Below are 19,027 nucleotides of genomic sequence, written 5' to 3'. Positions count from 1 at the left end.
CACGCCACCTCCTATTTGTAAGGGTCCGCAGCATCCCGCAGTCCGTCTCCAAGGAAATTAAACATTAAAACCGTCATGATAATGAAAGCAGCAGGCCATAGCAGCCATGGATGATGGGCTAGTGTTTGTAAGTTTTGCGCATCCTGCAGCAGCACACCCCAGCTTACAACGGGAGCTTGAAGACCAATACCGAGGAAGCTTAGCGCCGTTTCTCCTAAAATAGTGCCGGGAATGGAAAGCGTGACGTTCACAATGATGTAACTGGCGAATGAGGGCAGTAAATGCTTGCGAATGATGCGGAAATCACCTGCTCCTGCCAGTCTGGCAGCCATCGTGAAGTCTTCCTCGCGGAGGGACAATATTTTTCCCCGAACTACACGGGCAAGTCCTGTCCAGCCAATGATGGAGAAGATGATAATCAAGCCAAAATAAGTTTGCAGCGCTGACCAATCTCTCGGTAAGGCAGCTGTCAGCGCCATCCAAAGCGGTATCGTGGGGATACATATCAGTAAATCTATCGTTCGCTGAATAATTGTATCTGTAACGCCTCCCAAGTAACCGGATATTCCCCCTAGCAATAAACCTAGGAAGAGCGTCACCACAATACCTAACAAACCGAACGACAAGGATATACGTGCTCCGTATATGATCCGTGATAATAGGTCATGCCCCAGCTTATCCGTACCCATCAGAATAAGCGCATCGTTCGGATTCTTCAGTCCAAACAAGTGTCGATCCATGGGAATGAGTCCCCACAGCTTATACGCTTCACCTTTCGTAAAGAAATAAATCTCGTATTTCTTCTGCTGATCTTCGGAAAAGGTACGCTTAAAGGTTTTGGGATCGACCTTCTCTGTCATCCCGTACACGAAAGGCCTTAGCTGAAAGCCCTTGTTCGGATCTACAAAATGAATACTTTGCGGGGCCGCATTCTTATATTCGGTGTACCTAGCTTCTTGCAGCGTGGGCGCCAAAAACTCACAGAAAATCGCTACTAGATAAAAAATCGAAAGTATGATGGCCGAGAATACCGCCATTTTATGCTTAATAAATTTCCACCACATTAATTGCCATTGTGAAGCTACTTCATATTGATTATCAGCACCCATCCTGTTTTGTCTATTGATTTTGGTCCTGCGGAACAACCGGTTCGCAAGCGTAGTCTTGCCACTCATTCTCCAACACCCCCGAAGCGTATTCTAGGGTCGACGAAAGCAAGCAAAATATCCGATAGCAGTGTCCCAATGACCGTCATGACACTAAGAATTAACAGGAAGCTTCCCGTTAAATAAATGTCTTGGAACATTAAGGCTTTGAGGAGCATCGGTCCTGTTGTTTGTAGATTAAGTACAATGGATACAATTGCTTCACCGGAAATAAGTGCCGGTAATGTCCAACCAATGGTAGAGATCAGTGGATTTATGGCTAAGCGAACGGGGTATTTGAACAACAGCTTCCCCTCAGGTACGCCTTTGGCTCTAGCCGTAATCACATACTGCTTCGATAACTCATCCAGCAGCATTCCACGTGTGACCCGGATCAGTGAGGCTGTTCCCGACATCCCAATAACAACAACCGGGATAATGAGTCTGGGCAGCATATTCATGACTTTAGCCATATTCCACGGTGCATCAACAAACTCAGGAGAGAATAGCCCTGTGATGGAAACACCTGTCTGAGCGAAGATGAAATACACGATGATCAATGCAATTAGGAAGCCAGGCATTGCAAGGCCGATAAAACCTATAAAGGTAAACACATAGTCAAGTACCGAATATTGGTGTGTGGCCGAATAAATACCGATCGGAATAGCTATAACCCACACGAATACAAGGCAAATGAGCGATATGATGACTGTCAACGCCAGTCTTGGGCCAATGACATCAGCAACTGGCTGATTCCATTGGAAGGATCGACCTAAATCACCGTGAATCAAAATATTTTTCATCCAGATGATGTACTGAAAAATTAATGATTTATCTAAGCCATATTCCTGTTGAAGGGTAATCACTGTACTCTCTGAAACCTCCGTACCCGCTAACTTCATTTGAGCAATATATTGCGTTAGGAAATCCCCGGGGGGAAGCTGAATAATCACAAAAACAATAATGCTGATAGCGATAAGCAGCGGGATGAGCTGCAGCACACGGTAGGAGATATAATTCAGCATGTGGATCCTCCTTCCAAAAATGTACCCTGTGAAACGAACCTTGAAGCCCGGATCGAACACCCTGCCGCCGTCCGGGCTCACATCGGTTCTTTCCTATTTATTTACCGAAGAAGAACTGCTCGCCACTGAAGTTCGCGCCGATGGCAAAGCTGGTGTCATTCGGAATGTTGTGCAGCTTCGCATTGACGATCAACGGCTGCTTCACTTCCGAAATCGGAATGAAGTAGTAAACATTGTCTTTCATAATTTGCTTAATTTCTGCCACTTTCTTCTTCGCATCCTCTGGTTTAGCAGCTGCTGCGTCATTGATCATTTTGTACAGATTTTTCACGTCTGCTGGCGGTTCCTTCCCTTGCTTACCGCCTGTAGTACGCCAAAGATCCCACTGGGTTCCCCATCTCTGCGTACCCCAATCTCCCATATACCAGAGCGGTGTATGCGTCCAAATCATTGTAGCCTGAAGTTCATTATTCGTACCGCGAGTCGTCCAAAGTGTCTGATCAATTGTCTTCATCGTCACATTCAGACCGAGCTGCTTCCACATTTCCACAATCAATTGCGTGAGCGGTACGATATCCGGCGCTTGAGCGCCAACTTCGAACGGGATTGTAAACACTTTACCATCCGGGCCTAATCGTTTGCCGTCCGCACCTTTCTTAAGACCCATATCATCGAGAAGTTTATTCGCCCCAGCCAGATCAAATGTCGCATCTTCAATACTACCCGGCTTCGCAAAACCATAGTAAACCGTATCGATAATCTCTTTGCGGTTCAAAGCCAGACTTAACGCTTTTCGGAAACGAACGTCCTGAACGACTTTTTGCCAGTTTGCATCATCGAATGATTGATTCAGGAATATATCGGTAGGTGTCACGTGCATATTCGCAAGCAATGCTTTATAGCCATTCTTTTCATTTTCCCTGTATAGAGGCATTTTGATTAGCGCTGCCGACTCCCTTGAGAAATCGACCTCACCGGAAATCGTTTTCAAACCAACGATCTCGATATCCTGTACGAGTGTACTTTGGATGCGGTCAATATACGGCAGTTGATTGCCAGCAGCGTCAACTTTGAAGTAGTATGGGTTGCGTTCAAAAGTCGTTACGCTTTCTGTCGTTTTGGCCATAATCCAAGGGTACAGCACAGGGAATCCGACCGCTTTCTTGTTCGCGAGTTCCCAGTTTGTGATGTCTTTATCGTTGAAAAGATTAAACCATTCGCCAGGCTGGAAGCCGGCTTCTTTGATCAATGGCTCGAGTTTATCCATCGTCGTGTATTTCTTGTGGAACTGTTTGAGATAGTGTGCCGGACGGATGAGCTCCGTATATCCACGCCAGCCTTGAATCGCTAATCGGATCAAGATTCCACCATATGGACGATCAAAGACCAACTTGAAGTTCATATCATCGATGACCTCAAGCTTCATCGGGGCCGCATCTGCTTCACCGCCGCCACGAAGCCATACCGGGAAGATCGGGGTCAGTTCAGGATTGTTCAAGATGTCCTCGACCGTGAACTTCACGTCGTCTGTCGTGACAGGCTTCCCATCGGACCATTTCAGCCCTTTGCGCATGGTGAAACTAAACGTTTTTTGATCATCACTGACTGTATAATCCTTGAGCACATTGCCTGTAATCGTGTCACCGAGAATACCCGGGGTGTTCAGCAGCGGCTCATTGTTCATGACGAAAACATCAGCATCCCAGTTAGGAGCAGATGTAACCGTTCTCAAAACACCTCCGTATGAACCGATTTCGTACTTCATCTGGCTTTCCGGAATTTCATTCGTGAACTTATAATCGCTAGGCAAGCGATCTTTCACAGCCGGAAGACCTTTCCCCGCTAGGAACGGTGAATCTTTAAAATCCGTCAACTGTGCTGGCTGCCCGCCGCCGCCGGCAGGTGCCTTCGATGCTTCCGGTGATTTCGATGCTTCTGTCGTTTGTGCTGGAGTTGGTGACGTGGATGCTGGACTGTCTGTACACCCCGAAAGTACCAGAGCCAACATCAGTGCAGAAACCAGGAGTACAATAACCGACTTCCTCCATGACTTCATATGCAACCCTCCGATTCCCTTTAATGGTTTTTGAGTTTGTGGACTCCTTCCCATTTTTATAACGAAATAGCAAAATAAGCACTACAATTTTCTGAAAATTCTGCATGTTCACTAAACACACTACTCGTCGTGAAGATCCGACAAGATTAGACCGATTTATCGCATGTTTAGTCCAATTAGACCGTTATCATTCGGGGAGGAATAGTGAAAAAAGATAGTAATCTTCTTCTCTCTACAGCAAAACTTGAACGGCCTTTCATGATTTTGTCCGACTTAATAGACTTATTGGGTGAAACCAAATAAACATAAAGAAAGTCCAATAAAGTCAAAAGCTTATTCACTGAAGATTCTCATCAGCGTGGTGGTTAACCACTCAGACTCTAATTTGGTCATGCTGCTTCACTTCCTCCCACATTAAGCGCCGAATCCAACCTCTCAGACTTCATTCCCACCGTTTCTGCGGTTTCAGCTGTTCTTTCATAGCCTTTTTGGATCTTATCATATACGCAAAAAAGACCTGGCTCCTCAGCCAAGTCTTTAATTCTAATAAAAAGTAATCGTTTACAATTTAACGCCCTAAATTTGCTTTCTTAGCTGTTGAGGCGTCATTCCTAACGTTTGCTTAAATAAGCGGAAAAACTGCGTTTTATCCTCATATCCGACACTGCGCCCGATAGATTCGACAGAATCCTCCGTCTCCAGCAGCATACGCTTTGCTTCTCGCAGCCTAACATCATGTATATATTCCGTGAATGTGAATCCCAGGCATTCTTTGAACATTTTGCTCAAATAGTACGGGGAATAAAAGCTCTCTTTTGCAAGATCATTCAGCGTAATGTGGCCGGCATAATGCTGCTCAATATACGACAGCAATTGCGGCAGCATGTGATAGGCCGTTCGTAGATCCGAGTTTTGCAGATTTTCCTGCATCATTCGGAACATCCGTGTTAATAGGAGCGTCGCATACCCATGCAGCATAGCTAAGTAGCCGCTCTTTTTAGCACAGTATTCCGAGTACATCGTTTCCAACAGCTGTTCTAACTCAATCATGCATTTTCCCTTAAAGGTTACGTGCGGTGCCGGGCTCTCTAACGAATCCTTGAATTCTTGGAACAATTTCAGCGGCAAAAAGTGTGATGTGGCATCTGTTGAACTTAACTGATCACTTAGAAATTTAGGATCAAACAAAATATTCATATACTGCATATCTTTCTGTACTGCAAACGAATGTCGGTCCCCAATATTCATGAACAAAAAATCCCCGCGCTGCACTTCATAAGCCTTTCCGTTCACTTCATGATAACCAGCACCCTGCCAGATATAAACCAACTCGACGAAATTGTGCGTATGCTCGGGTTCATTGGAATGCTGGTGGAGCTTGTAAAGCGCTATTTTCTCATCTTGTTGGATAAAATCAACGGATTGGTACATCTTCATCTGAACAACACTCCATTTCATAATGGTAATGTTTGTGATTGGCTTGAACAAACAATATCACAAAGTATGTTAAATCGTTAGATGAAGATGGGCTTAATTACATTGACCTAGGTACCTATTTCTCTATACAGAAACTGTCGAAAATCAAGTCTTCACATAGTGCAGAGTCTCACCTGGTTGAAAAATATGAAATTTCTGTCCTGGATGCTTCTGATACAAATGCTCAACGAAGGGAGCGATCCCTTCACTATTGTTTGGATACATATCGAAATGAACAGGCACCACCATGTCGAATTTCAAATGAGCCGCCAAATCCGCTGCTTCCAGAGCGTTCATGTTTCCTACGACACCGAGGCGATTGCGGAAAATGTCCCTTCCGTTAATCGGTAGAAAACCTACATCGATGGTGAAGCCGGACAGCGCCTCGACTAACTCCTCCGTCAAAAGCGTATCCCCTGCATGGTAAATACACAATCCATCCCACTTTAAGATGTAGCCTAAATAGTGATCCCAGCCTTCACGATCTCGCACTCGTTCCTCGTGCCAAGCCGGAATGGGGTGGATGATCAAATCCGCGCCGTATTGAAATGCCTCCTGGGTCCCAAGCGCATGCAGCCGCTCTGCTGAAATGCCGATAGCCTCCAACAAAGACAAACACGGCTTAGGAGCACCAAACTGGCATTTGGGAGATGCCAAGGCGATAGCCCGCAGCGTGTTTGGATCCATGTGGTCCATATGCTCATGCGTACAAAGCACGAGATCCAAATCCGTTAGTGTCTCCGGCTTCACAGGAGGCGTATACCTCCGCTGCCAAAAGGCCTCCGGAAACCCAGGAAGCTGATCAACAGAATCCGTTAAATAAGGGTCTATCGCGATAGCGATATCGTTTTTACGTAGAATAACGCCAACCTGACCGATATACTGAATCATTAATTGTTTATTCTTATTTGACATAGAACCTACCCTTTCCGTTCCTCATGCTGTACTCCGAATGAATGCGTCTTCGTGCCTTTTACACCTGGCTTTACCGCAAAAATCCCTCCAGCGTGAGGTTGATCACCCGCTTGATCCTCCTGAAGACCCTTGCGGGCGGTAGTAACGTACAAGGTGTCCAGTTCGTCTCCACCGAAAACACAGGAGGTCACTTTAGCTGCAGGAATGGCAATGCTGTCAATCTTTTGACCTGTTTTGGAATTCCAACGAGAAACCTGCCAACCATCCCAATGGGCGATCCACAGCATCCCTTCTTCATCAATTGTCATACCATCCGGGAACCCTTTTTCATTCTTAAAATCGATCAGTGTTCTCGGGTTGCTAATTTCTCCTTTATCCGCCTCATACTCAAAAGCGAGTACTAGCTTTTTCATAGAATCGATATAGTACATCTCTTTCTCATCTAGGCTCCAACTGATCCCGTTGGAAACGCCCACTCCCTCGTAAACCTTGCGATAACTATGATCCGTTTCTAACACATAGAGTGCGCCTGTTGCCTCTTTTTCAATAATTTCCATGGTGCCCGCCCAGAATCGTCCGTTAGGATCACATTTCCCGTCGTTAAACCGATTTCCCGGTAAATGAGATTCTGGATCAACAAGAGGCGTAAGCTTTCTCTGCTGCATCTGGTACGTTTGGAATCCAGACTGTGTCGCTAACATAACCTCATTTTCGCCGGCACAGACAACTGCACCGACATATTCCCCAATGGGAAAATCTTCGTTAAGCCCTGTTTCAGGATCGAACCTTCCAAATTTCTTACCTATAATATCAACCCAATACAGCAAACGCTGTTCTGCATTCCAGCACGGACCTTCAGCCAATGTGGCTTTGGCATCAAGTACCAGTCGCACGATCGGTGATCCCATTATGCATCAACTCCTCTCTCTAATTGTAAACCGTCCTCACAGAGATTGGAAGATGCAGGAAGGTTGCTACTAAGTTCTGCATTTCTTTAGTCGACAGTTCAAAAAAGTAACGGGTACGAATCCCTCAGAGGTACGTCTCTGAAAGAATCGCCTTCATTTACTTTGGATTCTTGAAGGTGACATGATAGAATGTAGTTTTACAACAGCATTGTGCTAATTTATCTGGGAAGGTTAAGGTCATCATGAATTCTTCAAATTTATTGCGTTCGTTTAACTTTTTGTATTTTGCACTTCTGGCTATGTTTGTTTCATTTCTTCCCGTCTATTTAGATGCGCAGGGACTTCCAGCAACGAAGATTGGTCTCATTATAGGAACGGGAGGCTTCATTGCAATCTTCTCGCAGCCTTTATGGGGCATGATCAGTGATCGAGGTAAGACAATTAAGAAGGTTATGTTACTCCTCTTAGGATGTTCAACCATTGTGGGGTACTTGTTATACGCCTCATCCAGCTTTATTGTGCTTCTTCTTTTTACGATGCTTATGTATTTTTTCTTAATGCCTCTCGATCCCCTGACAGAAAGTCTAAATTTCCAAACAGCGGAGGCTAACGGGGTAAGCTACGGTTCCATACGAACCTTCGGAGCTGTCGGTTATGCGGTCATGTCCTTGGCCGTTGGTTATACCACACAATATTTCGGAATCAATAGTTTAGCGTTCTTGTTTGCTGGAATAGGCATCATAAGCATTCTAATCTGCTTGCCATTGCCTGATGTGCCTGTAACTGGGAAACCGATCTCTCTAAAAAGTCTACGCAATTTCTTAAGCAATAAAGAAACCATTTGGTTTATGTTACTTATTTTTATTGTTGCCGTGCCTCAACGGATCAACGATACTTTTCTTGGCGTCTATATTCGAAAATTAGGCGGCACACCCGACATGGTCGGCTTAGCCTGGTTTCTAGCAGCAGGGAGTGAAATTCTCGTATTCGCTCTAAGCTTTTGGTGGCTTCGCAAAGGAAAAGAATTGGCTATCATTTCTTTCGCTGCTGTGTTTTACTTCATTCGCTTTTTTCTATCCGCGTGGGTGACTGATCCTCACATTCTCGTGTATCTTCAACTGCTGCAAACCTTCACATTCCCGATATTTTATTCAGCTGCTATCCAATATTTATACCGTATTGTTCCTGAAGAATGGCGTGCAACGGGACAGACTGTGCTTGCAATCCTTTTCTTTGGCGTATCGGGTATCGTCGCTTCTTATTTGGGTGGTTGGTTCTACGAAAGCTTTGGCGGGAAACAATTATATCTATGGATTTCAGGAATGTCCTTTGCAGGCCTACTGTTTAGTTTCGTTCTGAATGTGATCTATGGAAAACAGAAGCTGGTATCCTAGGCATTTTCTGATAGAATGGAAACACAGAGACAGAACGGGGGCAACATCATGGATTACATTATTTTGGACATTGAATTTAACGGTCGCAAGTTTGCGAGCGATTTACCTATGGAAGTTATTGAAATTGGAGCAGTTCGTTTAGATTCCTCCCTTCAGGCTATTGATGAGTTTTCATCTTTGGTCAAACCTGTTTATTTCTCTAAATTAAATGGATTTATCAAGAAAAAGACGGGCATTCCCCAAGAAGATATCGATCAAGCCGACGGCTTTCGCAAAGTTATTACGGATTTCGTGAATTGGCTAAATAGAAGCGAAGCTTTCCTGCTAGTCACCTGGGGTGGCGAGGATTTGAAACGCATCGTGTATGATACGCGGATGCATAAGTTGGATGATGCTTATTGGATGGCAGCAAGCTATTTTGATCTATTGAAAGGGTTTATCCGCTATAAAAATGTAACGAATGATGTCAGTGTCGAGGCTGCTTTGCTCGATCTTAACATAGCTGCTGAAGGCTCCGCTCACAGAGCATTGGACGACGCGCGTATGACAGCTGAGGTATTTCGAGCTATTTTTACAGAGTTAGATTTCGAACGCAAACAGCAGTACATCGACGTGTACGCTAATGCCAAGGAACGAAGGCTGGTTAAGACCGCTATTCGAGCCATGACGGCTCAAAAGGTAACCCCTACATGGGAACTGCTCGTTGAACATTATTTCGCTGACAAAGTGACACTTACCGATCCCAGAAAAGTCACAGAACTACAGACTCTTTTTGCCGCGGAAGTCACGAAAGAAAAACTAGTCTCAAACAAGGCACCTATTCAGTAAGCGGTAAAATATAACTAAAAAGCCAATCCATTAGACAACATGCAGAACATGTCTCTTGGATTGGCTTTTTCTTTGATTCTACCCATTAAAACTGATCAACACCTAAACGGTTATGATAGTAGGATGGAAATACATCACGCTCGCCGCGTTTCGTGCCATTTTGTTGAATAGCGAATAATTTCGCTGACAATTCATTGAACCATTGCTCGTCTCTGGTTGTTAGCGCCACATCAATCAAGCTCTTTACTTGATCTTCTATATCAAACTCGCTTACCGGTAATTTCTTTACGTCTTGACTGCTTACTTCCATTATTTTTCCGATGGCAGTTTCACGATCAGATGCAATAACATGCACCCGAGCAATGCCTAACAGCACATCAATAGACTCAATATAACCATGCAGCAATTCATCTTCATTTGTAGTTGCTACAACCCAATCACTGATTACAAAGTTCATGATCATCACCGCCATTAGCTTATTTTTTGTAAGGACTTTATACTGTAATTATAAATATTACAGTATGGTTTGTCAAGACCTACAAATTCCTCTTTTAATGGCCAATGGCAGTGATGACTAAAGCGAACATAAACCCGCAAATTATAGATACCAACGCATAAATCTCTTATAAACGAAGCATATTAGCCTATACTATTGAAAGGGTGAGAAGCATAGATAACTTAACAAATAACAAAGACACAAATATTGAATCTACGGTTAATGCTGAAGGTAAATCGGATGATACCAATGAAGACGGGCCAGATGATACGGTTATCAGAAGCTCCGAGCACACTAGTCCTGAAACATGTCGAGCAGGTTTTGACGATTAATCGTTAGAGAAAATAAATAAGCGCATGTTGGTTTCGGGAGAGTCCCGTGAGTCAACATACGCTTTTCACTTTTTTATAAGTGACTATTCATCATTTTTCTTGTTATCTTTCTCTACATCTTCAATTGTATATTTCATGCCTCCACTACGAGCATGATCCAAGACGACATTGACCTCCTTGGATTGTCCGCTTTTCGGATCGTATGAAGTGACAGTTTCTTTTTGCTCATCCATGATTTTCTTTCACCTCCGAATATAGACTGCTCATTTCCTTGGATATTCATCCGTATCCCTCACACACCAACAAGTAGGTTTGCAGGCTATCTTTAAAGTAGCGATTCAGCACCGTCAATGAACAACTCCGTGCCGGTAATATGGCTCGAGGCTTCCGAGGCAAGGAAAGCTACCAGATTAGCAACCTGCTCCGGCTGACCTGGTGCGTGTTCCAACGGCTGGCTGCCTTGCGGATATTTGACTGGAATTTTGATTTTTTCGAGCTCCGGCGTCGGCTGTGTATTTTCTCCAATGTTGGTCTTGATTGACCCTGGACAAATGGCATTGACGCGTATTTTGTAACGGGCAAGCTCCAATGCTGCCATCTTGGCGAATGCCACTTGTCCTGCCTTAGAAGTGCTATAGGCTGTCATCCCAAATCCAGAGAAGACGCGGCTGCCGTTAATGGAGCTTGTGATGACTATGCTGCCGCCGTTCTCTTTCATATGAGGAATCGCTTGTTTGACGCACAGGAAAGTCCCCTTAAGATTGACGGACAGCGTACGATCCCAATCCTCAGGCTTCATATCTTCGATCGGCGCCAAAACCCCGTTAATCCCTGCATTAGCAAAGACGACATCTAGTCGTCCCCAAGTTTTTATGGTCTGCTCGAAAGCCTGAGCAACACGGTCCGGATCAGAGACGTCGACATCCACTGTAATCGCCTGACCGCCTGCTGCCACAATATCCTGTTTCGTCTGCTCTAGCCTGTCGTCCTTCATATCCACAAGACATACTTTCATCCCTTGCTGTGCAAGCATCTCAGCGGCAGCCTGACCAATTCCTGATCCCGCTCCCGTGATCAATGCGACCTTATCCTTCAAATCCGGCAGTCCCATGCGCGGTTTTTGTATCGTTTGCACGCTAATGAGCTATCACCCCTAACCCAAATAATTAGTGGATTGAAAAAGAATCCTTGTTTGGTTTGCCCAATAGGAGTGAAAAATATGTGATTAGTTGAACTATAAATCTGAAATGCACCTTTACCCATTTGAATAAACTCTAGCTAGTATGAAAATGTCCGCGCCTTTAAGGAGACTTAAAAGTAATGCTGCCTTCGTACAACAATTGGAAAGCTTATCAGCGATATTTCAGCAATTGTTGTGAAACATACAACTATTTCTCCCATGAATAGCTCAAAAGTATGAAATAAGGGTAGAATTGTTGTACAACGTACGACATCTTCAGCTTCGTGAGAAGAAATAGCCGGTTAATACACTAATCCACAATCTCAATTTGCAAAAATACATAGCTAACCATGCTAAATAAGGGGTAAGCTTCGCTTATCCCCTAACCCGAAATATGTACAATTTAAAATTAATAGTGCACTCTGCCATTAGTAGTTTTTACTTTTAATGTTTCAATTTCACTTTACAAACCAGTCAGGATAGTCATCCTTCGCTATCACCCCATCCAATGGAAATATCATGTCGATAAACTCCCCTGTATATGCATTTATACTAATCCCAACGCCATCAATTGACACGGACCATTTTCTATTTCCAGTGGCAATATTCCAAAAAGTATCCTTATTGACCCAACTGCTCTCAATGTTATTTGTTTTATAAGATAGATTCATTTTAGTATTTACTGTAACCATATGTTTTTTTGCTATCGAAATTGCTTCGTCCGATGTAAGGATAGGTCTAGCATATTGATAACCTACAATAATGATAATAACAGCAAGTAATAGCGCAAGTCTGACAATTATTTTTTTCATGTACCAACCACTCCCTCGTTCCTGCTGAACAATGTCCTACCCAATCATCTTTCATGGAACGCTAGCTTATCTCAAACATGCTCTCTGATATTTTTAGTATATCTAGCAATCATACTATTACAACATTCTTGTCTCAAGTCAATAAAAAGTCGCTCATGTAAAAGAGTCCCCACCTTGGAAAGATGGGGACTCACTGTATTTTTTTTTTTGAGATTTAAAAGTAATGTTACGGAAGCTGCTTCACCGTCAAAACAAATGCTTTTGTTTCGGCATAACCGCCGCTCGTAATAACAGCCGTCATGATAACCGCGGTTTCTCCGCTGGCAGCTGTCGGTCGAGTGACGACACCGCTATTCGTGATAACTGCCGTATTGCTCGAAACCCAAATGACATTGGAACCATTCGGCCCACTTATAGGCAGGCCAATATTGTTCTTAACACTGGATGCAGAATCGGAAGTTCCGAAAGTGATGGCCAGCGCCGCCTTATCTGCAGCTACGCGCTGCGCGTCCGTCAATTGCTGCTTTACCGTCACTGTAAAGACCTTAGTGTCGGAATAGCCCCCGGCTGAGATGATTGCACTAAGAACTACCGTTATATCCCCTTGTCCGGCAGCTGGACGATTTACCGTTTTGCCGTCGTTCGAAATAACGGATGGATTGCCCGAATACCAGATGACGGATGATCCGTTAACGCCCACAGCCGGCAGTGTTAATGCATGAGTGACACTGGATAACGTATCTGTCCCTCCATAAACGATGGCCAAGGCCGCTTTATCGGCAGCAACTCGCTGCACGTCCGTCAATTGTTGTTTTACCGTCAAAGTAAAGGTTTTGACATCCGATGAGCTGCCCTTCGTTAAGATCGCCGTTAGTACCACCGATACGTCGCCACTGCCAGCGGAAGGTCGCTGCACAGTTTTACCGTCATTCGAAATGACGGATGCATTGCTAGATACCCAAGTGATCGCGGAACCGTTTGTCCCGCTAAGCGGCAATGTCAACGGTTGTGTTACACTGCTTGTTGTATCTGTTCCACTGAATGTGATAGTTAGCAGCGCTTTATCAGCAGCTACTTTCTGAGCATCGGTCAACACCGACTTAACTGTTAATGAGAATGATTTGGTTTCCGAAACACTGCCATAGGTTATGGTAGCTGTGAAAGTCACTACAGCATCGCCTTGCGCTGCTGTTGGACGGTTCACCGTTTTACCGTCATTCGAAATAATCGCAGCATTGCTGGATACCCAAGTAATCGTGGAACCATGAGTTCCGCTAAGCGGCAAGGCTAACGGTTGAGTAACAGCGCTAGCCGTATCCGTCCCACCGAAAGTAATTGCCAATGCTGCTTTATCTGCGGCAACTCTTTGGGCTTCTGAGTTCAGCTGCTTAACTGTTAGGGTAAACGTTTTGGTTTTTGATACGTCACCGTAATTGACAGTGGCTGTAAGAGTTACCACAACATCTCCTTGCCCTGCGGAAGGCCGAACTACGGTTTGTCCGTCGTTGGAAATAACCGAAGGTGTACTCGATTCCCAAGTGATCGTGGAACCATGAGTTCCTGCAAGCGGAAGAGCCATTGCCTGAGTGACTTGACTTTTCGAGTCAGTACCACCGAATGTAATCTCCAATTCTTTTAAGTCCGCGGCAACTCGCTGCTCTATCGTCCATTTATTCTGATCGTGCTTTTCTTGCTTCCGCTCCATTGCTCTACGTATAGCTTCACGGGCTGTTTCATTCTTTTTCCCTCGTTCAAGTGCATTTTCTAAGCCAGTTTTCTTCTCCGCATGTTTGTTCGGGTTCTCATCTTTAGCGAATGCGGCTCCTGTTACCATCAGGCTTAGGATCGCTGTGAAAAATAAGACTTTTGACTTCATTCAGTTGCTCCTCCTCACATTCTTTCTTTCCCTCATATACTTTCGTGAAATTTACAATTTTTAGGGGGTGCTGCCTTGCTTCAAAAATAAAGTATAGTTAAGGATTTTAGACGGCCCTGCTAGCTGTTATAGCAGCTTGTTTGTCTCGCAAAATAATTGTCCCTTGATTAGCGCTCTAACTGCTAAAAAGGAACCGCGGCTTGGCGCCCGGTTCCTTTTCATTCCATTTTCCTCCTTTTATGCTCGCACATTTATATTCCTTTTATAGGCGACATTATATCAATATAGATACTGCCGCTGGCGATAATAGGTTGATAGGTATCCAACCCTTTTAACACCACCCTGACCGCGTTTCCCTGTTTATCGAATTCGGCGCCATGGCATGGACATAAGAAGAAAAGATCCTTTTTCGTAATTCGTTGTTCTATCGTTGCCGGCAGCACATCGCAACCCAAATGCGTACAAACAGACGAAATAATGAGCAGATTCCCCTCCGGCCCCTTTGTGATATAGACAAACCCTTTGATGGATTTCTCTACCCATCCGTCCTTGATCGTTGCCTCATAGTCCACCTTTTCAACGCTAGTAATCGCGTTTAACCGGTCGAACTCACCGAGCTTCACGATATAGCCAGGTATCTCGGTAGCAGACTGCTTACTTTCTTTATCCTGCTGAACAGCTCCGTAATAAAATAAAGCGGTGTTCCCTGCCAGAATCCCTGTCGTCCCTATAACCCATTTACTCGCCGTGTTCAAGAATTTTCTTCTAGTAATCTTTCTAGGTAATCGTCCCTGCATGACGCACACCTCCTGAGAAGATGAATGACTTAACTAGAATATTCCTGCGCAATGATTCTAATATTTTCTGCGTGACATTCTTCCGTAAAAGAGGACTTATAAGCATGTTCATCACCAAGCGCGGCGATAGCATGCTCATCTTTTGCTATGACCGCCTTAATAAGCCGTTCCAAATGATCCGAAGACATGTCCAAACGCCTTTTCATCTCCGCCAGATTGATAGTAACTTGTCCATGCCCCGGAACTAACAGCTCGATGCTGTGTTGATCTAAAATCTGACTGGCCTTATTCAACGTTTCCTTATAGGCTTGGGCACTATGATAAATAAACGGTAATTCGAAATCGGATAAATAATCGCCCGTAATCCATATACCCAACGGCTCAATGACAGTAAACAATCCATCCGGCGTGTGTCCCGGGGATTTATAGAAGGTCAATAACGTATCCCCTATCCTTAGTTCCTCGGCATCTTCCGAGATGATAATATCAAGGACTGGAAATTCGACGGGATAATTTCGATTAATATAATGTTTCCTATCGAATTCTTGAATCAATGCAATCTTAAAGTCTTTCTTCGGATGACAGCTTAGTGCATAACTCCCAATGGTTTTAGCACCGGGAAACGCTTTATAACCAATAATGTGATCAAAATCGCCATGCGTAAATAACAGGTATAGGTCCCGATCACCTTTGACCGAATCAACATAGTTCCGTATTTCATCAACTTCATTTGGAAGCCAGTTCGGATCAACAATGAATACCATTTCCTTCGTCAGCACAACGGTTGATGTCGTTTGATATAATGCGCTTTGAAAAACGGTTGTATGTTCATTTTGATATGTAATCATGAGAATTTAGCTCCTTATATAAAACTATTCTTGTTTCTTATACTACCACGTGTATTTGAGTTACGGTATTTTTCCCATTCACATTGCGAGGTAACGAGAATTATGGTTCAACGCATAGAAATCAGGTTAATACATTAGGAACCCAAACAAAGGAGTGATTCATGATGAGTTCGCAAACCGAACACATTCAAACATTACCCCTACAGCATCAGAATCGTAGGCCCGGTCTGGAAAGCGATATGATACCCCGTCCAATCTCTGTTGACCGCAAGTATAAGGGTAGCGAAAAGCTGCTTGGCCGAACAGCCATTATTACAGGCGGTGATAGCGGAATTGGTAGAGCGGTAGCAGTTTACTATACGGCTGAGCAACGCAGTTGCACCCGGTCCAATCTGGACGCCGCTCATTCCTTCAACTTTCGATGAGGTGAAGGTATCCAAATTCGGATCCAACAGTCCGATGAAGCGACCCGGACAACCAGAGGAACTTGGACCGTCCTACATATTCCTTGCCTCAGACGATTCTTCCTACATGTCAGGGCAAGTGCTCCACGTGAATGGTGGACAAGTGGTAAAGGCTAACCAACTAAGATAAATTTGAAAAGGTCAGTTCCTTCTATTGAAGGCACTGACCTTTTCTGCGTATTTTCCTTCATATTCAGAATTTGATAATCCATGCAGTTTCTCGTTTCCTTCCACATAATGGTATAATAATTGTTACATACCACAGGCTAAGAAGCATGTTCATCCTAATCATTGAGGGGGAAGATTTATGAGAACGATCCTAGTTATTCTAATAGCTTTATCGCTTGGGATAACCTCTGGCTGTACGTCGAATAAAGAAGTTAGTGAACCATCTCCAGATCAGACTTCAACGACACAATTGGATATTCCCTATAAAATGGAAACCGTCGCCGAAGGACTTAACGTCCCTTGGGAGATGGATATTGCGAAGGATGGCCGGTTTTTTTTCACGGAAAGACCTGGTACTCTGCGTGTGATTGAGAAGGGTCTTCTGAACCCTGAGCCAGTTATCTCTTTCGAGGCCCCCTTCATTAGCGAAGGTGAGGGAGGATTGTTAGGGCTTGCGCTTGATCCCTCTTTTATGGAAAACCATTATATCTATGTCTATCACACCTATCGACTAAATGATCAAAGTAACAATCGTGTGTTGAGGCTTATCGAAAAAAATAACAAAGCGCAGCTGGATAAAGTGTTAATTTCCGGATTACCAGGAGCACAAAACCATAACGGCGGAAGGATTAAAATTGGTACCGATAAGCTGCTTTATATTACCTCTGGTGATCGGTATGATCCTCCTTTAGCACAAGATCCAACTAGCACGGGAGGCAAAATATTACGAATTGCCCTAGATGGATCTATTCCTGCCTCAAATCCTATTAAGAATTCGCCTATCTACAGCATGGGGCACCGTAACCCTCAAGGGCTCGCTTGGCATCCAGAAACAGGGCAATTGTACAGCTCCGAACATGGACAATCCGCACATGATGAGATTAATCTTATTGAACCTGGGGGCAATTATGGCTGGCCATTAATCGAAGGTGACACAGCATCGAGTCCAGTGAAAGCTAATCTTAAAACGCCAATCCTCCAGAGCGGGAAAGAAACGTGGGCACCATCAGGCACAGCATTCGTTAGCAAGGGGCCTTGGAAAGGCAGCCTCCTAGTGGCAGGATTACGGGGAGAACGGCTTTTAAAAATAAATCTAAAAGGTCCAAAGTACGATACAATCAGCAACGTGGAGCATTTGTTTCAAGGGAAGTTCGGCAGGCTTCGCAATGTCTATGAAGGACCCGACGGATCTCTATATCTCATGACGAACAACCGTGACGGTCGCGGCAAGCCAAATAAAGGCGATGATAAGATCATTCGACTGAAGCCAAACTTTTGACTCCATGACAATAGCTGAATAGCGTTGAATTCACCTTTCTGCCCTTTGCACTTCCTGAAGAAGTGTTAAGGGCATTATTTGTATTCTTACAACTGAATGGCAACCTAGAGGCATGTCATGAATAACGAGAACATACTAACGGCTCGTCAACTCATGATCTTGATTATTTTATTTTCGGTGGGAACGACCATTCTTGTAGTCCCATCGATGTCGGCCGCAGAAACTAAGCAGGATGCCTGGATCTCTGGTGTAATGGGCGTAGGCATTGCTTTTCTTATGGATGTATGTGAAGTTAGCGAAGATGTATTCCGATTATACGTTATTCGATATGAATGAAATTATTTTAGGGAAATGGTTAGGCAAAGCTGCAAGTGGTTGGGGAAGCTCATCAGCGTAATCACAAGTGGGATAATGATGCTTATACTCATCTTAGTTATTGCGCTGCAGCCATAGCTTGTCTATCCAAAAAGCAATCATAATCCCTATGACATATCTAAACAAATCAATCGTTAAATATCCTCTTCCAAGTATGAGGGATCCAATAATCGTATTTCTTATTTCGATTATCCATTCTGCTTTATATAACTGACTACATTCAATAGCAAAGCTAAATAAAACACTGATCACTACTGCCCATTTTAAACTTCTCTGTATAAATAAAAATCGAAAACCAAAATAGACCATACTTGCCCAAAGCACGTCCCCAGCATGTTTAGCCATAAATAATGGAATTACGCCGGAGAACGTTCTTGAGCTTAAGCCTAAAACGACGGTAGTTATGATGGCTGCAAAATACGTTATCCGAGTGTTCAAATAGTAACCTCCTTCCTTTTAATAGACTCACTAACTGGTGTATCATTCTCATTTGTTATATGATTTGAACATATTTCTCGAGTTAGTGTGGATTCCTTCATTCATGGGCTTGAGGGTTAGCTAAAAATGAAGGTAGATCAAATTTACATTATCAGCTTCACTATTTATACTAAAAGATGATTTTGATTATTGAAAGTAGAAAAAAAGGAGCTATT

19 protein-coding genes and 1 pseudogene are annotated in these 19,027 nt (G+C 43.9%); 6 read left to right on the top strand and 14 right to left on the bottom strand.

Annotated features, from left to right (window positions below):
- Nucleotides 1-11: 11 nt before the first annotated feature.
- The 6 genes from QFZ78_RS36040 to QFZ78_RS36015 form a co-directional block, all read right to left on the bottom strand.
- The gene (locus tag QFZ78_RS36040; RefSeq protein ID WP_307554597.1) at nucleotides 12-1,175 is read right to left on the bottom strand and encodes an ABC transporter permease; all 1,164 of its coding nucleotides are present in this window, start codon (nucleotides 1,173-1,175) and stop codon (nucleotides 12-14) included.
- Entirely contained in the window at nucleotides 1,172-2,170 is a 999-nt protein-coding gene (locus tag QFZ78_RS36035) for an ABC transporter permease (RefSeq protein ID WP_307554595.1), read from the bottom strand. The genes QFZ78_RS36040 and QFZ78_RS36035 overlap by 4 nt, the downstream gene beginning before the upstream one ends.
- Nucleotides 2,171-2,267: 97 nt before the next feature.
- On the bottom strand, nucleotides 2,268-4,226 hold the full coding sequence (locus tag QFZ78_RS36030) for an ABC transporter substrate-binding protein (RefSeq protein WP_307554593.1): 1,959 nt from the start codon (nucleotides 4,224-4,226) through the stop codon (nucleotides 2,268-2,270).
- A gap of 576 nt (nucleotides 4,227-4,802) precedes the next feature.
- On the bottom strand, nucleotides 4,803-5,663 hold the full coding sequence (locus QFZ78_RS36025) for an AraC family transcriptional regulator (protein WP_307554591.1): 861 nt from the start codon (nucleotides 5,661-5,663) through the stop codon (nucleotides 4,803-4,805).
- Nucleotides 5,664-5,807: 144 nt separating this feature from the next.
- A complete protein-coding gene (locus tag QFZ78_RS36020; RefSeq protein WP_307554589.1) occupies nucleotides 5,808-6,617 on the bottom strand; it encodes an MBL fold metallo-hydrolase in 810 nt (269 codons plus the stop codon).
- A gap of 5 nt (nucleotides 6,618-6,622) precedes the next feature.
- Nucleotides 6,623-7,525: an SMP-30/gluconolactonase/LRE family protein gene (locus QFZ78_RS36015; RefSeq protein WP_307554588.1), complete on the bottom strand. Its 903-nt coding sequence runs from the start codon at nucleotides 7,523-7,525 to the stop codon at nucleotides 6,623-6,625.
- Nucleotides 7,526-7,767: 242 nt separating this feature from the next.
- On the opposite strand from QFZ78_RS36015, the gene QFZ78_RS36010 reads away from it, so the two are divergent.
- Complete coding sequence (locus QFZ78_RS36010) at nucleotides 7,768-8,919, top strand: MFS transporter (protein WP_307554586.1); 1,152 nt, start codon at nucleotides 7,768-7,770, stop codon at nucleotides 8,917-8,919.
- Between the two features lie 48 nt (nucleotides 8,920-8,967).
- Nucleotides 8,968-9,747, top strand: a complete 780-nt coding sequence (locus tag QFZ78_RS36005; RefSeq protein ID WP_307554584.1) for a 3'-5' exonuclease — start codon at nucleotides 8,968-8,970, stop codon at nucleotides 9,745-9,747.
- Between the two features lie 85 nt (nucleotides 9,748-9,832).
- On the opposite strand, the gene QFZ78_RS36000 is transcribed toward QFZ78_RS36005, so the two are convergent.
- The 7 genes from QFZ78_RS36000 to QFZ78_RS35970 all read right to left on the bottom strand — a co-directional run bounded on the left by QFZ78_RS36000 (nucleotide 9,833) and on the right by QFZ78_RS35970 (nucleotide 16,088).
- On the bottom strand, nucleotides 9,833-10,204 hold the full coding sequence (locus QFZ78_RS36000; RefSeq protein ID WP_307554582.1) for an IDEAL domain-containing protein: 372 nt from the start codon (nucleotides 10,202-10,204) through the stop codon (nucleotides 9,833-9,835).
- 454 nt (nucleotides 10,205-10,658) lie between these two features.
- Nucleotides 10,659-10,808 carry a hypothetical protein gene (locus QFZ78_RS35995; RefSeq protein WP_307554580.1) on the bottom strand — a complete coding sequence of 50 codons (150 nt, stop codon included), beginning with the start codon at nucleotides 10,806-10,808 and terminating at the stop codon, nucleotides 10,659-10,661.
- Nucleotides 10,809-10,900: 92 nt separating this feature from the next.
- Nucleotides 10,901-11,686, bottom strand: a complete 786-nt coding sequence (locus QFZ78_RS35990; protein ID WP_307556080.1) for an SDR family oxidoreductase — start codon at nucleotides 11,684-11,686, stop codon at nucleotides 10,901-10,903.
- 527 nt (nucleotides 11,687-12,213) lie between these two features.
- Nucleotides 12,214-12,567: a hypothetical protein gene (locus tag QFZ78_RS35985; RefSeq protein WP_307554579.1), complete on the bottom strand. Its 354-nt coding sequence runs from the start codon at nucleotides 12,565-12,567 to the stop codon at nucleotides 12,214-12,216.
- 226 nt (nucleotides 12,568-12,793) lie between these two features.
- Complete coding sequence (locus tag QFZ78_RS35980; RefSeq protein WP_307554577.1) at nucleotides 12,794-14,443, bottom strand: immunoglobulin-like domain-containing protein; 1,650 nt, start codon at nucleotides 14,441-14,443, stop codon at nucleotides 12,794-12,796.
- 251 nt (nucleotides 14,444-14,694) lie between these two features.
- A complete protein-coding gene (locus tag QFZ78_RS35975; RefSeq protein WP_307554575.1) occupies nucleotides 14,695-15,240 on the bottom strand; it encodes a QcrA and Rieske domain-containing protein in 546 nt (181 codons plus the stop codon).
- 29 nt (nucleotides 15,241-15,269) lie between these two features.
- Nucleotides 15,270-16,088, bottom strand: a complete 819-nt coding sequence (locus QFZ78_RS35970; protein ID WP_307554573.1) for an MBL fold metallo-hydrolase — start codon at nucleotides 16,086-16,088, stop codon at nucleotides 15,270-15,272.
- Between the two features lie 161 nt (nucleotides 16,089-16,249).
- Between QFZ78_RS35970 and QFZ78_RS38810 the strand changes: the two genes are divergently transcribed.
- From QFZ78_RS38810 to QFZ78_RS35955, 4 genes and pseudogenes are all read left to right on the top strand, one after another.
- On the top strand, nucleotides 16,250-16,513 hold the full coding sequence (locus QFZ78_RS38810; protein ID WP_483874838.1) for a hypothetical protein: 264 nt from the start codon (nucleotides 16,250-16,252) through the stop codon (nucleotides 16,511-16,513).
- Nucleotides 16,458-16,682, top strand: a pseudogene (locus QFZ78_RS38805) (SDR family oxidoreductase); the annotation flags it as partial. The gene QFZ78_RS38810 and the pseudogene QFZ78_RS38805, both read left to right, overlap by 56 nt.
- 177 nt (nucleotides 16,683-16,859) lie before the next feature.
- Entirely contained in the window at nucleotides 16,860-17,999 is a 1,140-nt protein-coding gene (locus tag QFZ78_RS35960; RefSeq protein ID WP_307554571.1) for a PQQ-dependent sugar dehydrogenase, read from the top strand.
- 117 nt (nucleotides 18,000-18,116) lie between these two features.
- Nucleotides 18,117-18,335 carry a GerAB/ArcD/ProY family transporter gene (locus QFZ78_RS35955; RefSeq protein ID WP_307554569.1) on the top strand — a complete coding sequence of 73 codons (219 nt, stop codon included), beginning with the start codon at nucleotides 18,117-18,119 and terminating at the stop codon, nucleotides 18,333-18,335.
- 93 nt (nucleotides 18,336-18,428) lie between these two features.
- Here the strand turns inward: QFZ78_RS35955 and QFZ78_RS35950 are convergent, their stop codons facing one another.
- Nucleotides 18,429-18,812, bottom strand: a complete 384-nt coding sequence (locus QFZ78_RS35950) for a ribosomal maturation YjgA family protein (RefSeq protein ID WP_307554567.1) — start codon at nucleotides 18,810-18,812, stop codon at nucleotides 18,429-18,431.
- Nucleotides 18,813-19,027 lie beyond the last annotated feature (215 nt).

The sequence above is a fragment of the Paenibacillus sp. V4I5 genome, from assembly GCF_030817255.1.
Taxonomy (GTDB): Bacteria; Bacillota; Bacilli; order Paenibacillales; family NBRC-103111; genus Paenibacillus_E.
The sequence above is the reverse complement of the archived record's forward strand: the minus strand, read 5'-3'. Positions and strand labels throughout refer to the sequence as shown.